Raw genomic sequence first — 21,105 nt, 5'->3', positions numbered from 1 at the left:
ATTATTCTCATTTTAAAACTATTTTTATATTAAATTTTTTTTTAAAATAAACGGAATAAAACGTGCTTGCATAATTCACAGGAACATTAATGTCAGTATCAACATTAAATCACCTCTCTTTAGGAAATGAGGCGGTTATCTCTCGTCTATTACCTGAATCCTTACCTTTTCGTAGAAAGTTACTGGCTATGGGATTAACACCAGGCTGTAAAATTACGATTGTCCGAGTGGCACCTTTGGGAGATCCACTTGAGATTAAAATACGTGGTTTTCTTCTTTGTTTAAGGCGTCGTGAAGCGGCTACCATTGAAGTAATGGAGATAAATGAGTGAAAATAGCACTGGTTGGAAATCCAAATTGTGGCAAAACAACACTATTTAATTTACTGACTGGATCAAAACAGCGAGTCGGTAATTGGCCTGGTGTGACTGTTGAACAAAAATTAGGTTTATTTTCTTATCAAAATCACCAATATGAAGTCGTTGATCTACCGGGGACTTACTCGATTGAATCTGATGCGGTTTCAATGTCGCAAGATGAATGGATAACGCGCGAATTTGTTCTGACAGAAAAAAATAATGTCATTATTAATGTAATTGATGCTAGTAATTTACAACGAAGTCTTTATCTAACATTTCAGTTGATTGATTTGCAAGTTCCGATGATTGTTGTACTTAACATGATTGATACAGTCAAGAATATGGGCGAAAATATCGATTACCCAAAATTATCTGCTTTACTGGGTTGCCCAGTTGTGCCTATTTCATCAACCAAAAAATTAGGTATTAATTTATTTTATCAAGAAATTGAAAACAGGCTTGTCAACAAGCAAAAAGCTTATCCTTCAATAGATACGTTAGGGCAATCTCAGCAAAGACTTTTGACACGTTATCTTTATGAATTGCCAAAAGAAAGTATTGTTCATCAACTTAATCGCTGGCAGCTAATTGAAGCCTTATTAGGACACAACACAGATCATTTTAATTCACTTGAATTAGAAAAACTTGAAATTTGTCGACAACTCCTTTCGGCATGGTGTGATAACGAAATTGATGTTGCGCTAGCAAGTGCTAGATATGATACGATTGATCAAGTGTGTAAAATGGTTATTGATAAACCTCGTGAATTGAGTACCCATATATCTGAAAAGATCGATAAAATTACGTTAGGGCGCTTTACTGGCATTCCGTTTTTTTTAATTGTGATGTATGCCATGTTTATGGTCGCTATCAATTTTGGTTCAGTATTTGTTGACTTTTTTGAAAAATTTTTCGGCACAATTTTTGTCAATGGAACAGCACGTTTATTAGAATTTATTCATGCGCCAGATTGGGCTCGTGTCATATTATCAGACGGTATAGGTAATGGGATTCAAACTGTTTCAACGTTTATTCCTGTCATTGCTGCAATGTTTTTGGCTTTATCTTTTTTAGAAGATTCAGGTTATTTAGCTCGTGCAGCAATGGTCGTTGATCGGGTTTTACGTTGTATTGGTTTACCGGGTAAAGCTTTCGTGCCTATGTTGATGGGATTTGGCTGTGGTGTGCCTGCGATAATGGGAACTCGAACATTAGAAAGTCCCCGTGATCGGTTAATGGCTATCTGCATGATTCCTTTTATGTCTTGTGGGGCAAGATTACCGGTTTATGCGTTATTTGCAGTCGTATTTTTTCCGCTTCATGCTTCTTTGGTTGTATTTATGTTATATCTGCTTGGTATTGGTGTCGCAGTTATATCAGGAATGATTTTAAAAAACACGTTATTAAAAGGTGAGTTGACCCCCTTTATTATGGAGATGCCAGTTTATCGAATTCCAACCCTTCGTAGCATTTTACGCTTAACTTGGCAACGCTTGAAAAGTTTTATATTTAAAGCCGGAAAAGCGATTGTAATTATGGTGACGATTTTAAGTTTACTCAACTCTTGGGGAACAGATAATACCTTTGGACATGAAAATACCAATCAATCGGTATTATCAGTCATAAGCCAAAAAGTTACACCTGTTTTTCAGCCCATGGGGATCGATAATGAAAATTGGCCTGCTACAGTTGGCGTTTTTACGGGCATTTTTGCTAAAGAGTCTATTATTGCAACTTTAAATTCACTTTATTCTATGGATAATCAATCGCAAGACAATGAACAATTTGATTGGATTGAAGACATTAAATCAGCTTTTGCCACTATTCCTGATAATTTACTCGCTCTGTCTGAAACGATTACCGATCCGCTTGGATTGTCTTCATTAAATGATGATATCGATACTTTAAAAACTGATTTAGCAATTAATTCCACAGCTATTTCTAAAATTAAGACATCATTTACGTCTTCGTCAGCCGTAATAGCTTATTTAATATTCATCTTACTTTATACGCCATGTACAGCAGTATTAGGGACAATTTATCGCGAAGCAGGGTGGCGTTGGATGATTTTTGTTGCAGTATGGACTTTTACAATTGCTTGGTTGGTGGCGACAATCTATTATCAATTTACACAACTTGCCTATTCACATACTGCAAGTTATTGGTTGATGGGGTGTGGACTATTGATAACATTGATGATGGTTATCCTGCGTAAATTAGGGAATTACTCATTCAATAAAAATAACATGTCCAATCGTAAAAATTCTATAAAATCATCTTGTTGTGATTAATTTACTTGTGTTATTTAATTTAATTGATAAAAAATTAGGTAAAACCTATAAGTTTAATATAAAAAATGTTAATGACCTCGATTCGTGATTATGTACAATTAAAAGGGCGTGTGGAATTGCAAGATATAGCACGCCATTTTAGGTTACCTGAAAGTGCTGTTTTTCCAATACTAAGTTTTTGGGTAAAGAAAAAGGTGATCAAAATAATCACTATTGAACAGCCATATTTTTGTCAGTCAAAGAAATGTGATGATTGTTCAAATTGCAATTTTAACAGCAAAACTATTTATGCATGGATTTAGAAAATTTTTTTATTTTAATTTTTTTAATTATTAGCAAGTTCGTTGATAATGGATCATAAAAATTGATAGGTTATTTTTTAACAATATGTTTTTCAGTTTGATAAAGTTAATTTCGTGACTTATGTCACATTAAAAAATTAATTTATATTGTAAAAATATCACTCCGATAAAAGATATCAATCAACAGTATTAAAAATAACAAATGTTTGAAATTTTTTGCTTTTTGCTATCTTAGGTAGGTTATTGTTTAATTTGTAAAAACGTTAAAACAACGACTTGTTAAGTCGTTTTATCACTAGATAAATGCTATTATAATCTTTTAGAAAATTGAAGCTGTAGAGGATATAGAAGTTTATGAGTCAATTAGATGAATTTAAAAAATTAACCGCCGTTGTTGCCGATACAGGTGATATCGATTCCATTAAGCAGTTTTCTCCTGAAGATGCCACTACCAACCCTTCTCTGGTCTTAAAAGCTGCTCAACTTCCACAATATCGTTATCTGATTGATTCTGCTGTTGAGACAGCAAAAAAATTAGGGGGTAGCAAAGAACAACAATTAATTAATGCTTGTGACCAAGTTGCGGTTAATATCGGTGCTGAAATTTTAAAAACGGTGCCGGGACGTATTTCGACTGAAGTGGATGCCCGTTTATCTTTTGATACACAAGCTTGTATCGAAAAAGCCCGCCGAATTATAGAACTTTATCAACAAAAAGGTATCGATAAATCACGAATTTTGATTAAAATCGCATCCACATGGGAAGGGATAAAAGCTGCTGAAGTTCTCGAAAAAGAAGGCATTAATTGTAATTTGACGTTACTCTTTTCATTTGCTCAGGCACGTGCTTGTGCAGAAGCGAATGTCTTTCTTATCTCGCCTTTTGTTGGTCGTATTTATGATTGGTATCAAGCTAAAAAACCGATTGACCCTTATATTGCCGATCAAGATCCAGGAGTGGTATCAGTACGTAATATTTACAACTATTATAAACAACATGGTTATAAAACAATCGTCATGGGGGCAAGCTTCCGTAAAGTTGAGCAAATTTTAGCATTAGCCGGTTGTGACCGATTAACGATTGCGCCAAATTTATTGGCTGAAATGCAACAATCAAGCGCTCCAGTAGTGCAAAAACTTAATCCTAATCAAACCGTCATAGAAAGACCTGCACCGATTACCGAATCTGAATTTAGATGGCAACACAATAGTGATGCCATGGCAGTAGAAAAACTAGCTGAAGGGATTCGTGCCTTTGCAGTGGATCAGGGAAAATTAGAAGAGATGATCGCAGCACTTCTATAGTGATAGAGGGGAATCAATATTCCCCTTTAATTTTTTAATAATATTAATCTGTTTTAAAAAACAGAAAAATGAATATCGAATAACTTAAAATATATTTTGGAGATTAAAACATGAATGCAACGACGCTATCTCACCGCGAACTTGCGAATGCGATAAGGGCATTAAGCATGGATGGTGTACAAAAAGCAAAATCAGGTCATCCGGGTGCACCTATGGGTATGGCTGATATGGCTGAAGTACTTTGGCGTGGATTTTTAAAACATAACCCGAACAATCCAAATTGGGCAGATCGAGACCGTTTTGTATTATCAAATGGTCATGCTTCAATGTTGATTTATAGTTTATTACATCTTACTGGCTATAAAGTTAGCATTGATGACTTAAAAAATTTCCGTCAGTTGCATTCAATCACAGCAGGGCATCCAGAATATGGTCATGTTCCGGGCGTTGAAACCACAACCGGACCTTTAGGACAAGGTATTGCTAATGCAGTTGGTATGGCAATTGCAGAAAGAACTTTATCTGCACAATTTAATAAACCAGGTCATAATATAGTTGACCATTTTACCTATGTATTCATGGGTGATGGTTGTATGATGGAAGGGATTTCACACGAAGCTTGCTCATTGGCTGGAACACTAAAATTAGGAAAACTCGTTGCATTTTATGATGAAAATGGTATTTCAATCGATGGAGAAATAGAAGGTTGGTTTACTGATGATACTGCGAAACGCTTTGAAGCTTATGGATGGCATGTAATTCGTAGTATTGACGGTCATGATGCAAAGGCTATTGCTCAAGCGATTGAACAAGCGCAAGCTGTGACCGATAAACCTTCATTACTGATGTGTAAAACAGTAATAGGTTTTGGATCACCAAATAAAGCGGGCAGTCATGACAGTCATGGTGCACCACTGGGAGATGCTGAAATTGAAGCAACCCGTCAAGCACTTGGTTGGAACTACCCACCGTTTGACATTCCGAAAGCTTATTATGAAGCGTGGGATGCGAAAACCAAAGGCAAACAAATTGAAGATGAGTGGAATACTCGCTTTGAAGCTTATGCCAAAGTATATCCAGAACTTGCAAGCGAATTTAAACGACGAATGCAGGGAGATTTACCTGAAAATTGGCAACAAGTGGCTACCGATTTTGTCAATAAATTGCAAGCAAATCCAGCAACGATAGCGACGCGTAAAGCATCACAAAATGCAATTGAAGCTTTTGCTCCGGTATTATCTGAGTTTTTAGGTGGCTCGGCTGACTTAGCTCCAAGTAACTTAACAATGTGGTCAGGCTCAAAAGAAATTTTAGCCAATCCAGATGGTAACTATATTCACTATGGTGTACGTGAATTTGGGATGTCTGCCATTATGAATGGTATTGCACTTCATGGCGGCTTTATTCCTTATGGGGCAACATTCTTAATGTTTATGGAGTATGCACGAAATGCGGTACGCATGGCTGCCTTAATGAAGATTCGTTCACTGTTTGTCTATACCCATGACTCAATCGGATTAGGTGAAGACGGACCAACACACCAACCCGTTGAACAAATGGCAAGTTTACGGGTAACACCAAATGTCAGTACGTGGCGCCCATGTGACCAAGTTGAATCAGCTATTGCATGGCAATATGCTATAGAACGTAAAGATGGTCCAACAGCATTGATCTTCTCAAGGCAGAATCTTAAACAACAACCACGAACAGCTGAACAATTAGCGAATGTTTATCGTGGCGGTTATATTTTAAATGATTGTGCAGGAACGCCAGAGTTGATCTTAATTGCGACGGGTTCCGAAGTTGAGTTAGCGGTTGAAACCTATCATCAATTAACGGCAGCAGGGAAAAAAGTACGGGTTGTTTCAATGCCATCAACTGATGCGTTTGATAAACAAGACTGTGCTTATAAAGAGTCGGTATTACCGTCTTCGGTCACTGCTCGCATTGCGATTGAAGCTGGTATTAGTGATTATTGGTATAAATACGTGGGGCTAAATGGTAAAATTGTGGGTATGACAAGTTTTGGTGAGTCCGGCCCGGCAGAACAATTATTTGAAAAATTTGGTTTTACGGTTGAAAATATTATTGCGAAAGCAAATGACTTATTAAAATAATTGGTCATTACCATGAGTAAAGCGCCATTACTTTAGTGTAATGGCGTTGTTTAAATAGATCATTTTTTTGATTCATTCGAATACGGATTTGGATCGTTCTTTAATTTTTCATATGGATACAGTTCATTTTTCCAATCTTTTACTTTGATTTTAGTTTGATGAGGAATATCAATAAGCTCATTTTGCATGTAGTCATGTGAAACATCTAAAGTAATCCCCATCCATTTACTTAATAAGTAAACGAACTGAAAGCCTGAAATTTTTTTCTGTATTTTTTGTTGTGATATACTTTTTGAATCAAAGAAAATAAAGGGTACTTCGTAACTATTTTGATATTCCCAATTGTGTCTTAGATCTTGATGTTGATTGAAATGCGCAAGACCATGATCTGCAAAATAAACGACAGAATAATCTTCATTGTATTTTTTTAGTATATCAATCGTTGATTTAATCAAATCATCTGTTTCTTTTATACTACTGACATAGCATGAAATATTTTCATGGTTTAGTTCAAATTGGATATCATATTCTAATCTACGACAGAACTTTGAATGAGAACCCATAAGATGCATGACAATTAGTCTTGGTTTAGGATGTTTATCTGACAAAATTCTATCTAATTCAGGCAATAGTAACGTATCAAATTTACCATGTGAAGATTTACCATTGTATTCGCCTTTTTTTGTGTAAAAACTTGACTTTGCATAGGCCGCAATGCGAGGTACGGTAATCTCAATTTCTCCTAATTTGCCTTGATTAGAAAGCCAATAGGTTTCAAATCCTGCTTCATTTGCAATACTGACGATATTATTATTTAACTGAGCATTAACAGTTTTATTGTCTGAAAAAATAGATTGGCTTATTAAATGAGGCACAGATGATTGAGTGTTGGATGCCGGTGAAATTAAGCCATCCCATACTATATTAGCATTCTGACTGGCAAAAGGCGTATTGTCATAATTAAATCCGTATGCATTCATATAATCTTTGCGAACACTTTCACCAATAATAATAATGTAATTTTTGTGACTAGGTTTCACCGATATAATAGGTATGGTGTTTTGTTTCTGTATTTGTTCAAGCTGTGCTTGTTTCTCAGTAAAATAAATTTTTCCACTGGCATATAGTGCCTTATAGAACTCAAAAAAAGGATATTTAACCTTATTTAAGGCTAATTCAACCATAGAATGATTGGTTTCACTAGGAATCGATTTAATTACAGATTTTGTAGGTTTGTAACATAATAATAACAATGCAAAAATAATTAATAAGCGATTTTTAACATGAGGAAATGGCATTTTTATAAAAATAAGAATAAATACAGATACCAGTAAAAAAGTTATTAGAAAGAAATAAATAGGCAATTGCGAAAAAAATTCCTTTATTTCGTCAATATCGGTTTCAAATAAAGCGCTTATAACAGCCACATTAGGTGGACCATAGTAGTAAGCAATTGGTGCATAAAATGCAGCAATGACGAACGAAATACCAAAAAAAATCCTAAAAAAAGGAAATCTAGCTAAAAAAATTAGCGAAAAATAGGTAAGTAATATTCGATCTCTCCTTTGGGGATATCCTAATAAATACACTAACACTACAGCAAGAGCAAAACAGATTATATGAGAAAATAAATTTTTTTTAGAGGTCATTACAAAATCAATACACTTTAATGAATTATTTACAAAGTAGGTAATTATATAGTTAATTGATTTTTAATCAATTGATATTATCATTTCTTTTAAATGTAGTATTTATAAGAATTACAGAAATAAATTTTAACAATTTCTTAATTTTTGGGAGGCTGCGTTAGTTGTATAACGAAATTGAAGATTATTCTTCAGTGGAGTTTAAATTTATGTTATTGATAAATAATTTTTGGTTTATTGTAAATCAACACTGATCAATTATTTGATTAGTGTTGAATTTCAGAATGAATAAAAAATTTGTTTTAGATTTGCAGCATTATTTTACTTTGATGCTCGTGTTAATATTGTTACGTCAGGCTGTTTTTGGATGTATATCATTCTGACAATTAATAAAATGGCGGCGACTGCCAGTCCTAAAATAATGCCAATCCAAAAACCAGCAGCACCAATTGGCTCCATAATTAGATCTGTCAAACCTAAAATATAACCCACAGGTAATCCTACTACCCAATAAGAAAGCAAAGTAATAAAGAAGATGCTTTGCGTGTCTTTATAACCACGAAGTACATTGCTGGCTACAACTTGCAAATAATCAGAAGCCTGATAGATAGCTAATAAAATAATGAGATGCATACAAATCGTAATAACGGCGACTTCTTGAGTAAATAACGTAATGATTGGTGTTCGAAAAACAACTAGAATTAACGCAACAATTATCGCAATTGTCAGAGAAATAGCTAAACTCATATATGCGGTATGTTTGGCTAGAGATAGTTCTTTTTGTCCCAACAAATAACCAACACGAATACTGGTTGCAACTCCAAGTGAAAGCGGAATTGCAAATGTTAAACTGCTGATAGTAAAGATAATTTGATGTGCTGCCACCGTAATTTGACCTAATGGGGCGATCAGTAATGCTATGACAGCAAATAAACTCATTTCAAAAAAGTAAGCCAATGCAAGAGGAGTCCCTAATAGAACAACCTTTTTTATAATTGCCCAATCAATAAGTTTTGTGATTGGGGTTTTTCGAATATCACGTTGACTGGTAGTGGTTAATGTATACAGACGTTTTAAAAAAAACATTAGCCAAAATATAATTGCTGCGGTAATGCCACATCCAACTCCACCGAAAGCAGGTAAACCTAATTTTCCATAAATTAAAACATAATTAATGGGAATGTTGGCAAGTAATGCAATAAAGATAATTACCATGGCCGGTTTTGTATTGGATAAACCTTCACACTGATTGCGGTAAACTAAAAACAATAAGAAAGCAGGAACACCCCACATTATGGCTCGTAAAAAAGATACGGCAACTTCAACCATTTCCGGATCGATAGGATGTTCGACTGAACTTCTTAAACTAATCAGTTTATCCGAGTGGTATAAAATCAACATCATTATCACTGATAACAACAACGCAATAACCACACCTTGTCGAGTGTGATCAGCAACTTGATGACGTTTAGCTGCACCATTTAAATTGGAAATAATTGGCGTTAAAACGCTTAATAAACCTTGTCCAAATAATATGGTTGGTAACCAAATTGAGACTGCAATGGCAACCCCAGATAACGCCGTTTTACTATAGTTACCAGCCATAATAGTATCGACGAAGGTTATGGCTGTTTGCGAGATTTGTGCTATCAGTACGGGAACTGAAAGAGCAATAAGTTTTTTGATTTCGTTTCGATAATGTTGTTTCATTGGAATTGTTTACTGTTTTACAGTTCCCCATAAATCATATTCATCGGAATGTTCAATCTCAACTTGAACAATATCACCAACGTGAACACTTTTTTCTTCATTTAAATAGACAACACCATCTATTTCAGGTGCATCGGCCATGCTGCGTCCGATAGCGCCTTCTTCATCCACTTCATCAATAATAACAGACAAGGTTTTGCCAATTTTATTTTGTAATTTTTCGGTTGAAATTGTTTGTTGTAATTGCATAAAACGATGAAAACGTTCTTGCTTAACTTCTTCCGGAAGTTGATTCGCGAGCTGATTGGCTGCCGCACCTTCGATCGGGCTATAGGGAAAACATCCCACACGATCAAGCTTGGCTTTGCTTAGAAAATCGAGTAATAAATCGAAATCTTGTTCTGTTTCCCCTGGATAACCGACAATAAATGTTGAACGTAAAGTAATATCCGGACAGATTTCTCGCCATTTATAAATTCGTTCAAGTGTTTTATCAATGGTGCCTGGTCGTTTCATTGATTTTAAAACCGAAGGGCTGGCATGTTGAAGTGGTACATCCAGATACGGTAAGATTTTCCCCTCTGCCATTAACGGGATCAAATTATCAACACTTGGATAAGGATACATGTAATGGAGCCTTACCCAAATGCCTAACGTTGCTAATTGTTCGCATAACGTTTGGATATCAGTTTTTAATGGCATTCCATTCCAAAAGTTGGTACGATTTTTAATATCGATACCATATGCTGAGGTATCTTGAGCAATAACGAGTAACTCTTTAACGCCACTATCAGCTAATCGCTTTGCTTCATCAAGTACATTACCAATTGGTCGGCTAACCATTTCGCCACGAAGTGATGGAATAATGCAAAATGTACAGTTGTGATTACAACCTTCCGATATTTTTAAATACGCATAATGCTTAGGCGTTAATTTCACACCTTGCTGTGGTACTAAACTGGTAAAGGGATTATATGCGGGTTTAGGGGCATATTTATTGACATGAGTGAGTACTGCCTCGTAGCTGTGAGGTCCCGATATTTCGAGTACTTTAGGATGTACATTGCGTATTTGATCTTCTTTTGCACCTAAACAGCCTGTCACAATGACCTTGCCATTCTCATTTAAAGCTTCACCAATGGCTTCTAACGATTCTTGTACGGCACTATCAATAAAACCGCATGTATTGACGATGACTAAATCTGCATTTTCGTAGCTTGGTACCACCTGATAACCTTGCGTTCTTAATTCAGTTAAAATTCGCTCTGAGTCAACCAAATTTTTAGGACAACCAAGGCTCACAAATCCAATAGTAGGGGATGACATATTCATAGTATTTGTAATAGTGTTTAATATTTATGGGGTATTAAATTGATAATAAAATAAATTTTATCGATTAATTAGTTGTTGTTAATTCAAAATATTGCCATTTTAACACATTTAAGCATTGTAAATACACTGATTTTCACATTCTTAATTAACAGAAAATGGGATTTGAATGATAATGTTAATAATGTTTATTAGGTAGAATTATCGCTTGAACTGACAATATTTTAATACAATCAAACGAACATAATTTGATAGATCAACTTGATTATTCCAACTTTTGTGACTTAACTTTATTTTAAGAAGGTGACTTAGTATTAAAAATACGTTAGATGCTAACTCATACAGCCTTTGTACTGGGCTGTATGAATCAATTTAAACAACATGTTAATTATTAAAAGCATTCATCACTTCGGTCACTTGACGCTCTAAGCTTTCTGCACCACCACCAGATAAGTACCATAGATCAGGTGTCAAATATATAACGGTTGTTTTACTTTTATTGAGAACTTTTGCATCGAAATAGTCCGCTTTTATGGCTTGTTGACCAATAGCATGACTTCGATCAATGACAAAAATAATATCTGGCTTAACGGTTTTAATATATTTATCGTCAACAAAAGTAGGTGCTGGTCGTTCTCCATTTGTAGCTGGCTGGTTAGCTAAAAGTGGTACCGCTCTTTTGACTTTTAATACATCATGGATAAGCGAAGCACTTGAACTATTATTAATAAGAATCATTTTTCCATTGTTGTGAATAGCGACAATGGCCTTTTTAGGGCTTGCTGAGGTTATTATTTGAGCTTGGTTAATTTTGTTATTGAGCGAAGCAATGAGTTGAGTTGCTGTGTTTTCGGTTCCGGTAATGCTCGCTAACAAATTGATATGATTTTTTGTTGATTCAAAATAATGTTTGCTATCAACACTTAAATTAAGCACTGGGGCAATTTTTGACAACTCATCTTTTTTATTTGCTTGACGTCCATCAATAATAATAAGATCAGGATGAGTTTGTTTGATTAGTTCTATATTGGGTTCTTTCATATTACCGGTATCGATGACATGATTATTTTTATATTGTTCTAAATATGACGGGATAATTGATTGAGGGGTGGCTGCTACTAATGAACCTTTACCTAAAGCATCTAAAGTATCGAGAGCCCCATAGTTCATTACAACTATTTTGTGGAGATATTTAGGTATAACGATAGTTTGATTATCCGTTGTTATTGTCGTTTTTGATTGGCATCCAGCTAAGCCTAATATTGCTGATGTTATCATAATTAAAAGTATTTTTTTATTTCTAACCATGTTCATTTCCTCACCTTAATGTAAATGATAATTATTCTTATTTTATAGTTAAATCTTATTTAAAGCTATATAATTTTAATATTAGCAATCATTCTCAAAAAGCTATCGATAATCATTCTCATATGGTATATTGATCATCAGTCGCATCAAATCGCAAAATATCAATATAAATAATAGGGTTATATCAATGAATATGAAAAAAAATTTAAAATTCTCCGCGCATGTTATTAATTCCTGTCTATTATTGTCTTTATCAACTCACGCTATAGCTAATAATTCTGCTAATACAGACACAATGGTTGTTACCGCTTCAGGTTTTGCTCAACAAATAAAAGAAGCCCCTGCAACCATTTCGGTTATTACCTCAGAAGAAATTAGTAATAAACCTTATCGAGATGTGACAGATGCATTAAAGGATATACCAGGAGTCACGATTACTGGCGGTGGAGATTCCACCGATATTAGTATTCGTGGTATGGATTCAAAATATACAATGATTTTAGTTGATGGAAAAAAGGTGAGTACACGTGAAACAAGGCCAAATAGTGATAATTCTGGTTTTGAACAAGGTTGGCTTCCACCTTTAACCGCAATAGAACGTATTGAAGTGGTCAGAGGACCAATGTCATCATTATATGGTTCTGATGCAATGGGGGGAGTAATCAATGTTATTACTAAAAAAGTATCAGATAATTGGAACTCAAGCCTACGCTTAGAATCTATTATTCCTTATCGTTCTGAGGAAAAAAATACCTTTACCAGTAGTTTTTCAACAATGGGACCACTTATAGAAAATATTCTGGGAATTCAGTTATATGGTCAATATTCTGATCGTCATGAAGATAAGTTCTTAAATGGTCATGCTGCACAAAAATTACGTAGTATAAATGGTAAGATATCAGTCAATGCTTCTGATTCTCAAAAGTTTGATCTGGATTTTGGGCGCGCTTTACAAAACAGTGAGGCTACTGCCGGTAAAACTAGAACGAATAGGCAGGGTAAATTTGCGCGTGACAATCACCATAATTCATTTGCGTTAACTCATAATGGCTTGTTTGGAGATGTTTCAACTACTTCTTTTGTTGCCTTTGAAGGAAACAATAATAAAAATAGAAAAATGAAAATCCGTAACACTGATGTGGATACAAGAGCTACTGTTCCCTTTGGTATCAATATGCTAACCATTGGTGGTAAATATAGTTATCAGCAGTTACTTGATCATGGTAATAAACTTAAAAATAGTATCACTAAAATTGAACGTTGGAATTATGCTTTATTTAGTGAAGATGAATTGCAACTTTTAGATAATCTAAATTTAACATTCGGGTTACGTTATAACCGAGATGAAAATTATGGCGATAACTGGAATCCAAGAATTTACAGTGTTTGGGATATTGATGATAATTTTACTCTGAAAGGGGGGTATTCAACAGGTTTTGCAACACCAAAATTGCGTCAGGTCGTATCTGATTGGGGACAGGGAACAGGTGGTTACGCAAGAGATGGAATTATAATAGGTAATCCAGATTTAAAACCAGAAAAAAGTCAAAATTTTGAAATTGGCTTAGGCTATAGTAATAGTTATGGATTAGATACCACTGCAACACTATTTTACACAAAATATAAAAATAAAATTCAAAGTTATAACATATGTGATGATAAAACCAACAAGAAAAAATGTTATCTATCTGGTCAAGGATATTATGATTTGATACAGAAATGGGAAAATGTAGATAAAGCTGATATTAAAGGTCTTGAAATATCGTTTAAAACACCTCTATTCAGTGAATTACTTTTATCCGCTAATTACTCTTGGACCAAAACAGAACAGAAGAGTGGAAACAATAAAGGTAAGCCTTTAAATCGAACCCCTAAACAAAAATTTAATACTCAATTAGATTGGAATGTTACTCAACAATGGGATTTATGGGCTAAAGTAGTTTATTCTGGAATAGAAACATCGGTAAATCGTAATGGCAAAAAAACGGAATATCCGAGTTATACTTTCTGGGATTTCGGTGCATCTTATCAAATACACAAACAGGCAAAAATTTATGCGGGTATTTATAATTTATTTGATAAAAAAGTCACCAATGATGATTATGGTAAAACATTAGATGGTAGACGTTATTTCATGGGAACTGAAATTAATTTTTAAACGTTATTTCTCATCAAGTAATAGTATTTTTAAATTGCTTGATGAGAATGTCACATCAAGTAAATAACCTATTATTTTTTATAAAATATATCTCATATTAAATCTTACAAAAGCCTTTTAAAATTGCAAAAAACATCCCTCTAAATTGAATCATATTAATTATATAAGCGGGTGTTTTTTCATCAATCTCTGTTGAATTTAACCACTGATAAGTTGTTGCTAAATTAACCTATAATTTTAATAGGTTAAACTTATTATTGCCAAAATCTGGTTTTAGACTAAAACCCCAAATAAAAAATAAAAAACATTATTAATCAACTGGTTATTCTAATTCTTGTTGCTAAAAAATAAACTGTCAATGATTAAAAATTTAACCTTGAAAAAATTAGATTTAGTTATTTATACATTGTTTTGATAGTGATTTTAAATTAATCATATATTGATAGATCGATAAATCCGATCGATAATGCGCGCCATGAGCATACCTCTAGATTCATAAGTATGTTCTAACTAGTGAAGGTTTATGAAATCAATCCAAATTGAGTAATGATTGATTTTTTATTTTATTAATTAAGAAAACGATATGAAACAATATAAAAAAACAAAATCGCAATTTTTAAGCGAAGTAAAACTAGATTCTCAACATAATCTGAGTTTAGATTTAATTCCAACTTCAAATTGGAATTATTTAAAAAGTTTATCTGTATTAAAAAATAAAAAGAAAATAGCAAGGTTTAGTTTTCTATCTGCTATGTTTATTTTAGGTAGTATTAACTTTGCTAATGCTGCACTTTCAACAGCAACTATCAATTCGATTCAAGGAGATAAACCTTTATTTTTTGCATCTGAATCTATAGTTGATAAACTCGGTTTTAATTATAAAGGAGTGGATTACAGTGAAAAATTAGGTAATATAAAAAGTGCAGATACAAAATACTTTGATCATACTACAAATCTTAAAGATTTTGTCATAAAAAGTTATTTTACTCCTAGAAACGCAATTGATGATGTGAATGGTGAATATTTTGATAAGAATGGGGATCCTTTTGATGCTAATACACCTGTTACAAATACATTAAATTACGTTTGGCTAGATAGTAATAATAAAAAGGTTGATGATGCAGATCTTAAAGATATTGCATGTAGTCATAATAAATATAAAATGCCATTAAAATTGCAAATTACGGCATCAAATATTAAAGTGCATACGCAATTCGGGAATCCTAAAGAAAGCGATCCGGTTAATTTTATTCAAACTGAGTCTGCTGGCAAAAAAACTATTACTAAAACCTACCAAATAGCTGTTGCTAATACTTGCTTTGCAAAACCAAATGGAATTTTGACAGATCCGACTACTCAATGGCGTTCTGTAAAAAATGATTTGCAGGAAAATGATGCTAGTTGGAACCTAACCGGTATGGGCTTGAATGGAATATCCAAAGACAAACCTAATCCTTATGTAGGAGGAGGACACACTCAAGATTATGTAATAAATCAGGGGTATAAAGTAAAACCAACCGTTTCTAAAGTTCCTTTTCCAACAACAGGTTTTTCTGGTGCACAATTTCAGTTAGTCATGGGTGGTTTACAACAAGATTATAATTATACCAGTAATAACAGTTCTGTAACCGTTGATAGTAATGGTATTGTAACGTTTAACAGTAAATTTAAAACAGCGAAAATCACTGCTACTTTAAAATCAGATAAAAATATCCATTATGACTATACTTTTACCTTGGGGCTTTGGGTTGAGCCACAAATAACATCAACGAAAAGTTATGCTGATGCCAAAACACAGTGTAGTGGTGGCATGCAATTATTAAGTCGTCAAGATTTAAACAATGCTTCAGAGTATTCGACTAAAAACTTAGATGGCATGAAGGGACGTTTATATAATATTATGACTCGTGGTATTGGTAAAGGTGTTTTTGGTGAATGGGGAAGATTATTATCACAAAAATATAATAGTATTCCAGTATCTTATCCGAAAACTAAGTGGCTGTTTGGTTGGTATTACACAAACGAAACACATACTATAACTAATGAAAATAAAGAAAAAATTACAGAAGGAATTGTTGTTTCAAGCCATGATGGAATGATTTCATTTCCTAGCGCTTGGGGTAATGATGAACCGAAAAGAGCATTATGCGGCGTTCATTACTAAGAACAACTATTAGTCTATCGTATAAAAAGTTTGTTTTACTTACCATTAATGCTAGTAAATTCATCTAATCTATAAACATACAAGCGTTATCATTAAGATTAATTTAATAATGATAACGCTTATATTTTAAATTATTTAGCTTTATATAAACATAAACTCTCATTTTGTTATCTAAATTTGCATTGATTAGTTTCATTCTATAACAATAGCGATGATCTATTTCTTCAAACAATTTATTGCATTTTGCATTGTTTAATTCATATTGTTTCAATTTGTAAGTAAGTTATCTAATTATATAGTTGAAATTTTAATCCAATTATATGGATATTATTTAATAATTCAAAATTGTAATATTAATTTTATAACGTTCATAAATTGATAAAGATATTGGTTTTACCTGTGATTTGAAAATGACAGATATCTTGTATTATGGTTTATATTGAAATGTTATTCGAAAGTCCCATTAAAACCGTTATTCATTCTTAACTTTATTAATTTACTCAATATTAATCACTTAGGAATAACTTAATTTATTGTAAATATATTGGTGAGCTAACTTTGTATTAGTTGTAAAAAAATATTAATAATAAAAGTTATAAAAAAACCGCCGTAGCGGTAATAATTACTATTAAATGTGTTAATCTAATATCGATGATTGCCACCAAACTCTTCCTAACACGGTTATTTCATCTTGAGATACAACTTCGTCACTGTATTCGGGATTATAACTACGAATTTTAACATGATTACCCGGTAATTTTTCGAGTATTTTTATTCTTAACAATCCGTCATGATTGATTGCATATATTTTTCCATCTCGGATATTTTTATCTGCTTGATTTATACCTACTGTAGAACCGTCTCTAAAGACAGGTTCCATACTATCTCCATAAACAGTTAAACAGACAGCACAATCTTTATCAATACCATATTTACGCATTGTTGAGCGTGATAATCTTAATTTATATCCATTGTAATCTTCTATATCATCTGCAAATCCATTACCAGCTGCAAGTCGAACATCTTTATAAAAAGGCAATTCAACTTCATCATCATCAAGAGGTGTTTGCTGGTCCCATTCATCAATAGCACCGAGCATTGATGCATTTGATTTACTTTTATTATTTGTAGCTGAACCAATTCCTTTAGTTAGCCATAATAAGTCGACATTTAATGCACTAGCTATTTCGACAATTTTTCTAGATGTACTCGATTTCCCTGAAAGAAGTTTTTGAATAGCTGGTTGGCTAATTTTCACTTTTTCAGCTAATTGATGCTGTGACAAACCAGAATTTTTCAATGCTAAATTTAATCTATCTGTAAATGTAGTCATAATTTTATCTCATCTTGATAGAGCTTATGATTATATAAGTCAAGTTATTACCAATCAACTAATCATAGTTATTGGTTTTTTGATAGCTATTGTTATCATTAATTCTATAGGTTATCGATAATATATAACTTAAGATAATTGTGCAACCATTATTAACGACTAAAAAATAGATTAATTATCGACATAATAATATCGATAACAAAAACAACTAAATAGTGAAAAAGGAACGATAAAATTATTTCAGAAATTCCCGAATTGTGTTGAAATAATTCTTGATAATTATATCTACATAGAAAGAGATAAGCCACTAAAATTACCCAAAACGACGATCAAACCTAAAATTTCTGCTTTAATTACTAATGATAGCGTGTGTAATAACGTACTGTTCGAAACATTAAACATATTGGTGAATGCGAATTTTAGGCGTAGTTATCTGTACATAGTATTTAGGTATGACTAAAAGTTAATTTTCGAAGTAATTAATATTCTTTTATACTGATTTGGAGACTAAGTATTGACAACGTACGCAAACAATTATATAATTATTCCAAAATGCAGAATTGTATGAAAAGCCCGCTTTGCGGGCTTTTTTATTATTCCTAATTTGATATTTCAGATATTAAATGCAAGTGTTTTTAAATAACAATAACAATAACAATAACAATAATGTATTCTATTAACTCAAATTTACTTTTCATTTATCTAATGTATAAGAAAGTAAATATATCTGTGATATGAATCCATCTAGTCAATAAAATACCTTACCTTTTTGATTGTTTGTTTTAATTGATATGCTAAATTATCATTAATATAAATAGGTCGATTTTGGGTATCTTTTCCGAACTATCAGATATTATGTAAAATAATTAGGCGTAATAAATAATATTATGATAAAAAGATCGGCTTTAGGGTTGACAACGTACGCTAATCAGTATATAAAGGTCACAAAATCAGAAATTGTAAGAAAAGCCCATTAATGGGCTTTTTTTTTGCGACAAAAATAATATTTATATAGATTGATTATTATTAATCAATTATTAAAACTATAATAATTCAGTCTAGTTATAATTAATCATTTTTCTATATAACAGTTCATGATTTTATAAAAATATAATTTAGCTATAAGATAATCCAAGCAATCAATAAATGATTTATTTTTATCAATATGCAAATTATCAAATTAATAAAGATGATTTTTTAATTTTGTTTTTATATATGACTATTTCTTTTAGCAAAATTGATTTAGTGTTTTAGATGATATTAATATCAAAAATTCAATCTAAGGGTTGACAACGTACGCTAATTAGTATATAATTATCTCAAAATCAAGAATTGTTTAAAAAGCCCGTTAAGCGGGCTTTTTTATTGCCTAAAAATTGAAAGTTTTAATATAACACTATGTTTAATTTTATAAAAAAGTTTATCTTGATAAGTTTCATAAATATAATTCATTTTTATATAGCCGCTTTAATGCGGTTTTTTTATATCTAAAATTCGACTATAGAGCTATAACGATTTATGGGTTCACAGAGCAATCTCAGAAAATGACTTAACATAAGAGCTGTGTAACCCTTTCTTATTTCAATCGCCTCATTTTGAGGCTCACCTATGAAGATTAAACCTATGCCAATCAGAGATCCTGACAATATCAATTGGTATGTTGTCGTTTATTTATTTTTTGTCACTTTACTTGGTTCACTAGCCAGTTATTGCTATCAAATTATCAATGGTAATAAGTTCAATCTGATGATTTTAATTGCTCAGATCTTTATTTCAACTTTTGCCGGAGCGCTGGTGGTGCTGGCAGCCAGTTATTTTAACTGGCAGTTTGAGCTGGCAGGCGGTGTGGCTGGGTTAGCGGGATGGTCAGGTGCCACATTAATCAAAACACTTGAAGAACAATTATTAAAAAAAACACGTGGACATGATAATTGAGAGGAAATTAAAACAAATGAAATTGACTGAACACTTCAAACTGGAAGAGTTTACTTATTCACTGACCGCCAGTCGACTAAAAATAGACAATTCCGTACCGGCTGAGCTGATGCCTAATGTTCAACTGACCGCGATTAAGCTTGAATTTGTTAGAAAAGCGTTAGGACATCCGGTAATCATAACCTCAGGCTATCGTTGTCCGGCATTAAATGCCCGGGTCGGTGGTGCGGCAAATAGTGCACATACAAAGGGTTTAGCGGTTGACTTTCGTTCTCCATTTGGTACCCCGAAACAAATTTGTCAACGCTTAATTGATGCCGGTGTGGTATTTGATAAGCTTATCCAAGAGCATAATCAATGGGTGCATATCGGATTTAGTCCAACCAAAAACCGTCAAATAGTACTCACTGCAGTTAAAAATGGCGGTAAAACAGTGTATTTAAATGGTTTGATGTGATGAACAAGTTTACGTTACTCCCTAAAATATTACCGTATTGTTGTATTTTTATCACTTTTTTTGCGCTCTATTTTGCGTATCGCTGTTGGAAGGATGAACAAATAGCTATCACTAAAACCCTTACGTTAGAAGCGCAATTTAAAGCATATCAACAAAATAATAATGCCATTAAACAAATTGAGTCAACTATCATTGAGACAATAAAAGATGAACAGGCTAAAACAGAGAATTTACGTGATAATGTGGATAATGGTCTTGTCGAGTTGCGCGTCAAAGTTGCCGCCATCGAGCGAAATAGTGCCACCTCCAGCGATGTTGCTGAGCAAGCCTTACGACTTGCAAAGTCTTCTCAACAAGATTATTACCGTCTCACCAACGCAATCGGCTATAACCGAGCCATAATTGAAGGTTGGCAGCAATATTATTGTCAGGAGATTGCACCCAAGAACAATACGCAATTTATGTGCAAAGAATAAGTTACGTAATATTACTTATTTTATTTCAATAAGTTAACTTTATGTGTAAAAATTAATATGATCCTGTTTAATTTTTCAAAATATTCCTAATAACTTAAATCAATTTTAATTACTTTTTAGATTAGAAAAATTGCCATTCTAATTTATCTGAATCTAGATAACTTAATTATCGAAAAAACCAACTACAAATTTAACTCAATTAAAAAATTGATTGT

15 protein-coding genes are annotated in these 21,105 nt (G+C 33.0%); 10 read left to right on the top strand and 5 right to left on the bottom strand.

All coding sequences use genetic code 11. From position 1 onward, the window contains the following. Positions 1–89: 89 nt before the first annotated feature. The 5 genes from GYM75_RS07000 to tkt all read left to right on the top strand — a co-directional run bounded on the left by GYM75_RS07000 (position 90) and on the right by tkt (position 6,374). Positions 90–332, top strand: a complete 243-nt coding sequence (locus GYM75_RS07000) for a FeoA family protein (protein ID WP_220215259.1) — start codon at positions 90–92, stop codon at positions 330–332. Next, positions 329–2,650, top strand: coding sequence for a Fe(2+) transporter permease subunit FeoB (feoB, locus tag GYM75_RS06995; RefSeq protein ID WP_220215258.1), 2,322 nt, complete (start codon positions 329–331; stop codon positions 2,648–2,650). Before GYM75_RS07000 ends, feoB begins: the two co-directional genes overlap by 4 nt. Before the next feature lie 65 nt (positions 2,651–2,715). After that, on the top strand, positions 2,716–2,952 hold the full coding sequence (locus GYM75_RS12430; RefSeq protein WP_370632093.1) for a FeoC-like transcriptional regulator: 237 nt from the start codon (positions 2,716–2,718) through the stop codon (positions 2,950–2,952). 354 nt (positions 2,953–3,306) lie between these two features. Continuing rightward, complete coding sequence (gene tal / locus GYM75_RS06985) at positions 3,307–4,257, top strand: transaldolase (protein ID WP_220215256.1); 951 nt, start codon at positions 3,307–3,309, stop codon at positions 4,255–4,257. 110 nt (positions 4,258–4,367) lie between these two features. Next, positions 4,368–6,374 carry a transketolase gene (gene tkt / locus GYM75_RS06980; protein WP_220215255.1) on the top strand — a complete coding sequence of 669 codons (2,007 nt, stop codon included), beginning with the start codon at positions 4,368–4,370 and terminating at the stop codon, positions 6,372–6,374. Positions 6,375–6,433: 59 nt separating this feature from the next. Here the strand turns inward: tkt and GYM75_RS06975 are convergent, their stop codons facing one another. The 4 genes from GYM75_RS06975 to GYM75_RS06960 form a co-directional block, all read right to left on the bottom strand. Beyond that, the gene (locus tag GYM75_RS06975; RefSeq protein ID WP_220215254.1) at positions 6,434–8,023 is read right to left on the bottom strand and encodes a phosphoethanolamine transferase; all 1,590 of its coding nucleotides are present in this window, start codon (positions 8,021–8,023) and stop codon (positions 6,434–6,436) included. A 318-nt stretch (positions 8,024–8,341) separates the two neighbouring features. Further along, positions 8,342–9,730 carry an MATE family efflux transporter gene (locus tag GYM75_RS06970; protein WP_220215253.1) on the bottom strand — a complete coding sequence of 463 codons (1,389 nt, stop codon included), beginning with the start codon at positions 9,728–9,730 and terminating at the stop codon, positions 8,342–8,344. 9 nt (positions 9,731–9,739) lie between these two features. Beyond that, the gene (gene rimO / locus GYM75_RS06965; RefSeq protein WP_220215252.1) at positions 9,740–11,056 is read right to left on the bottom strand and encodes a 30S ribosomal protein S12 methylthiotransferase RimO; all 1,317 of its coding nucleotides are present in this window, start codon (positions 11,054–11,056) and stop codon (positions 9,740–9,742) included. 387 nt (positions 11,057–11,443) lie between these two features. After that, positions 11,444–12,367 carry an ABC transporter substrate-binding protein gene (locus GYM75_RS06960; RefSeq protein ID WP_220215251.1) on the bottom strand — a complete coding sequence of 308 codons (924 nt, stop codon included), beginning with the start codon at positions 12,365–12,367 and terminating at the stop codon, positions 11,444–11,446. A gap of 187 nt (positions 12,368–12,554) precedes the next feature. On the opposite strand from GYM75_RS06960, the gene GYM75_RS06955 reads away from it, so the two are divergent. Together GYM75_RS06955 and GYM75_RS06950 are read left to right on the top strand one after the other, a co-directional pair. Next, positions 12,555–14,525 (top strand): TonB-dependent receptor domain-containing protein, encoded by a 1,971-nt coding sequence (locus GYM75_RS06955; RefSeq protein WP_220215250.1) that lies wholly within the window; start codon positions 12,555–12,557, stop codon positions 14,523–14,525. Positions 14,526–15,108: 583 nt separating this feature from the next. Further along, on the top strand, positions 15,109–16,689 hold the full coding sequence (locus tag GYM75_RS06950; RefSeq protein ID WP_220215249.1) for a hypothetical protein: 1,581 nt from the start codon (positions 15,109–15,111) through the stop codon (positions 16,687–16,689). Between the two features lie 637 nt (positions 16,690–17,326). On the opposite strand, the gene GYM75_RS06945 is transcribed toward GYM75_RS06950, so the two are convergent. Further along, on the bottom strand, positions 17,327–18,022 hold the full coding sequence (locus GYM75_RS06945; RefSeq protein ID WP_220215248.1) for a helix-turn-helix transcriptional regulator: 696 nt from the start codon (positions 18,020–18,022) through the stop codon (positions 17,327–17,329). Positions 18,023–19,630: 1,608 nt separating this feature from the next. Here GYM75_RS06945 and GYM75_RS06940 point away from each other — a divergent pair. Genes GYM75_RS06940 through GYM75_RS06930 form a run of 3 tightly spaced genes read left to right on the top strand, consistent with a single transcriptional unit; the run spans position 19,631 to position 20,890 of the window. Continuing rightward, the gene (locus GYM75_RS06940; RefSeq protein WP_220215247.1) at positions 19,631–19,957 is read left to right on the top strand and encodes a phage holin family protein; all 327 of its coding nucleotides are present in this window, start codon (positions 19,631–19,633) and stop codon (positions 19,955–19,957) included. Positions 19,958–19,973: 16 nt separating this feature from the next. Then, a complete protein-coding gene (locus tag GYM75_RS06935) occupies positions 19,974–20,414 on the top strand; it encodes a D-Ala-D-Ala carboxypeptidase family metallohydrolase (protein ID WP_220215246.1) in 441 nt (146 codons plus the stop codon). Further along, entirely contained in the window at positions 20,414–20,890 is a 477-nt protein-coding gene (locus tag GYM75_RS06930) for a lysis system i-spanin subunit Rz (protein WP_220215245.1), read from the top strand. The genes GYM75_RS06935 and GYM75_RS06930 overlap by 1 nt, the downstream gene beginning before the upstream one ends. Positions 20,891–21,105: the final 215 nt, after the last annotated feature.

The organism is Gilliamella sp. ESL0441, from assembly GCF_019469185.1.
GTDB lineage: Bacteria > Pseudomonadota > Gammaproteobacteria > Enterobacterales > Orbaceae > Gilliamella.
This window is presented reverse-complemented; position numbering and strand designations above follow the sequence as displayed.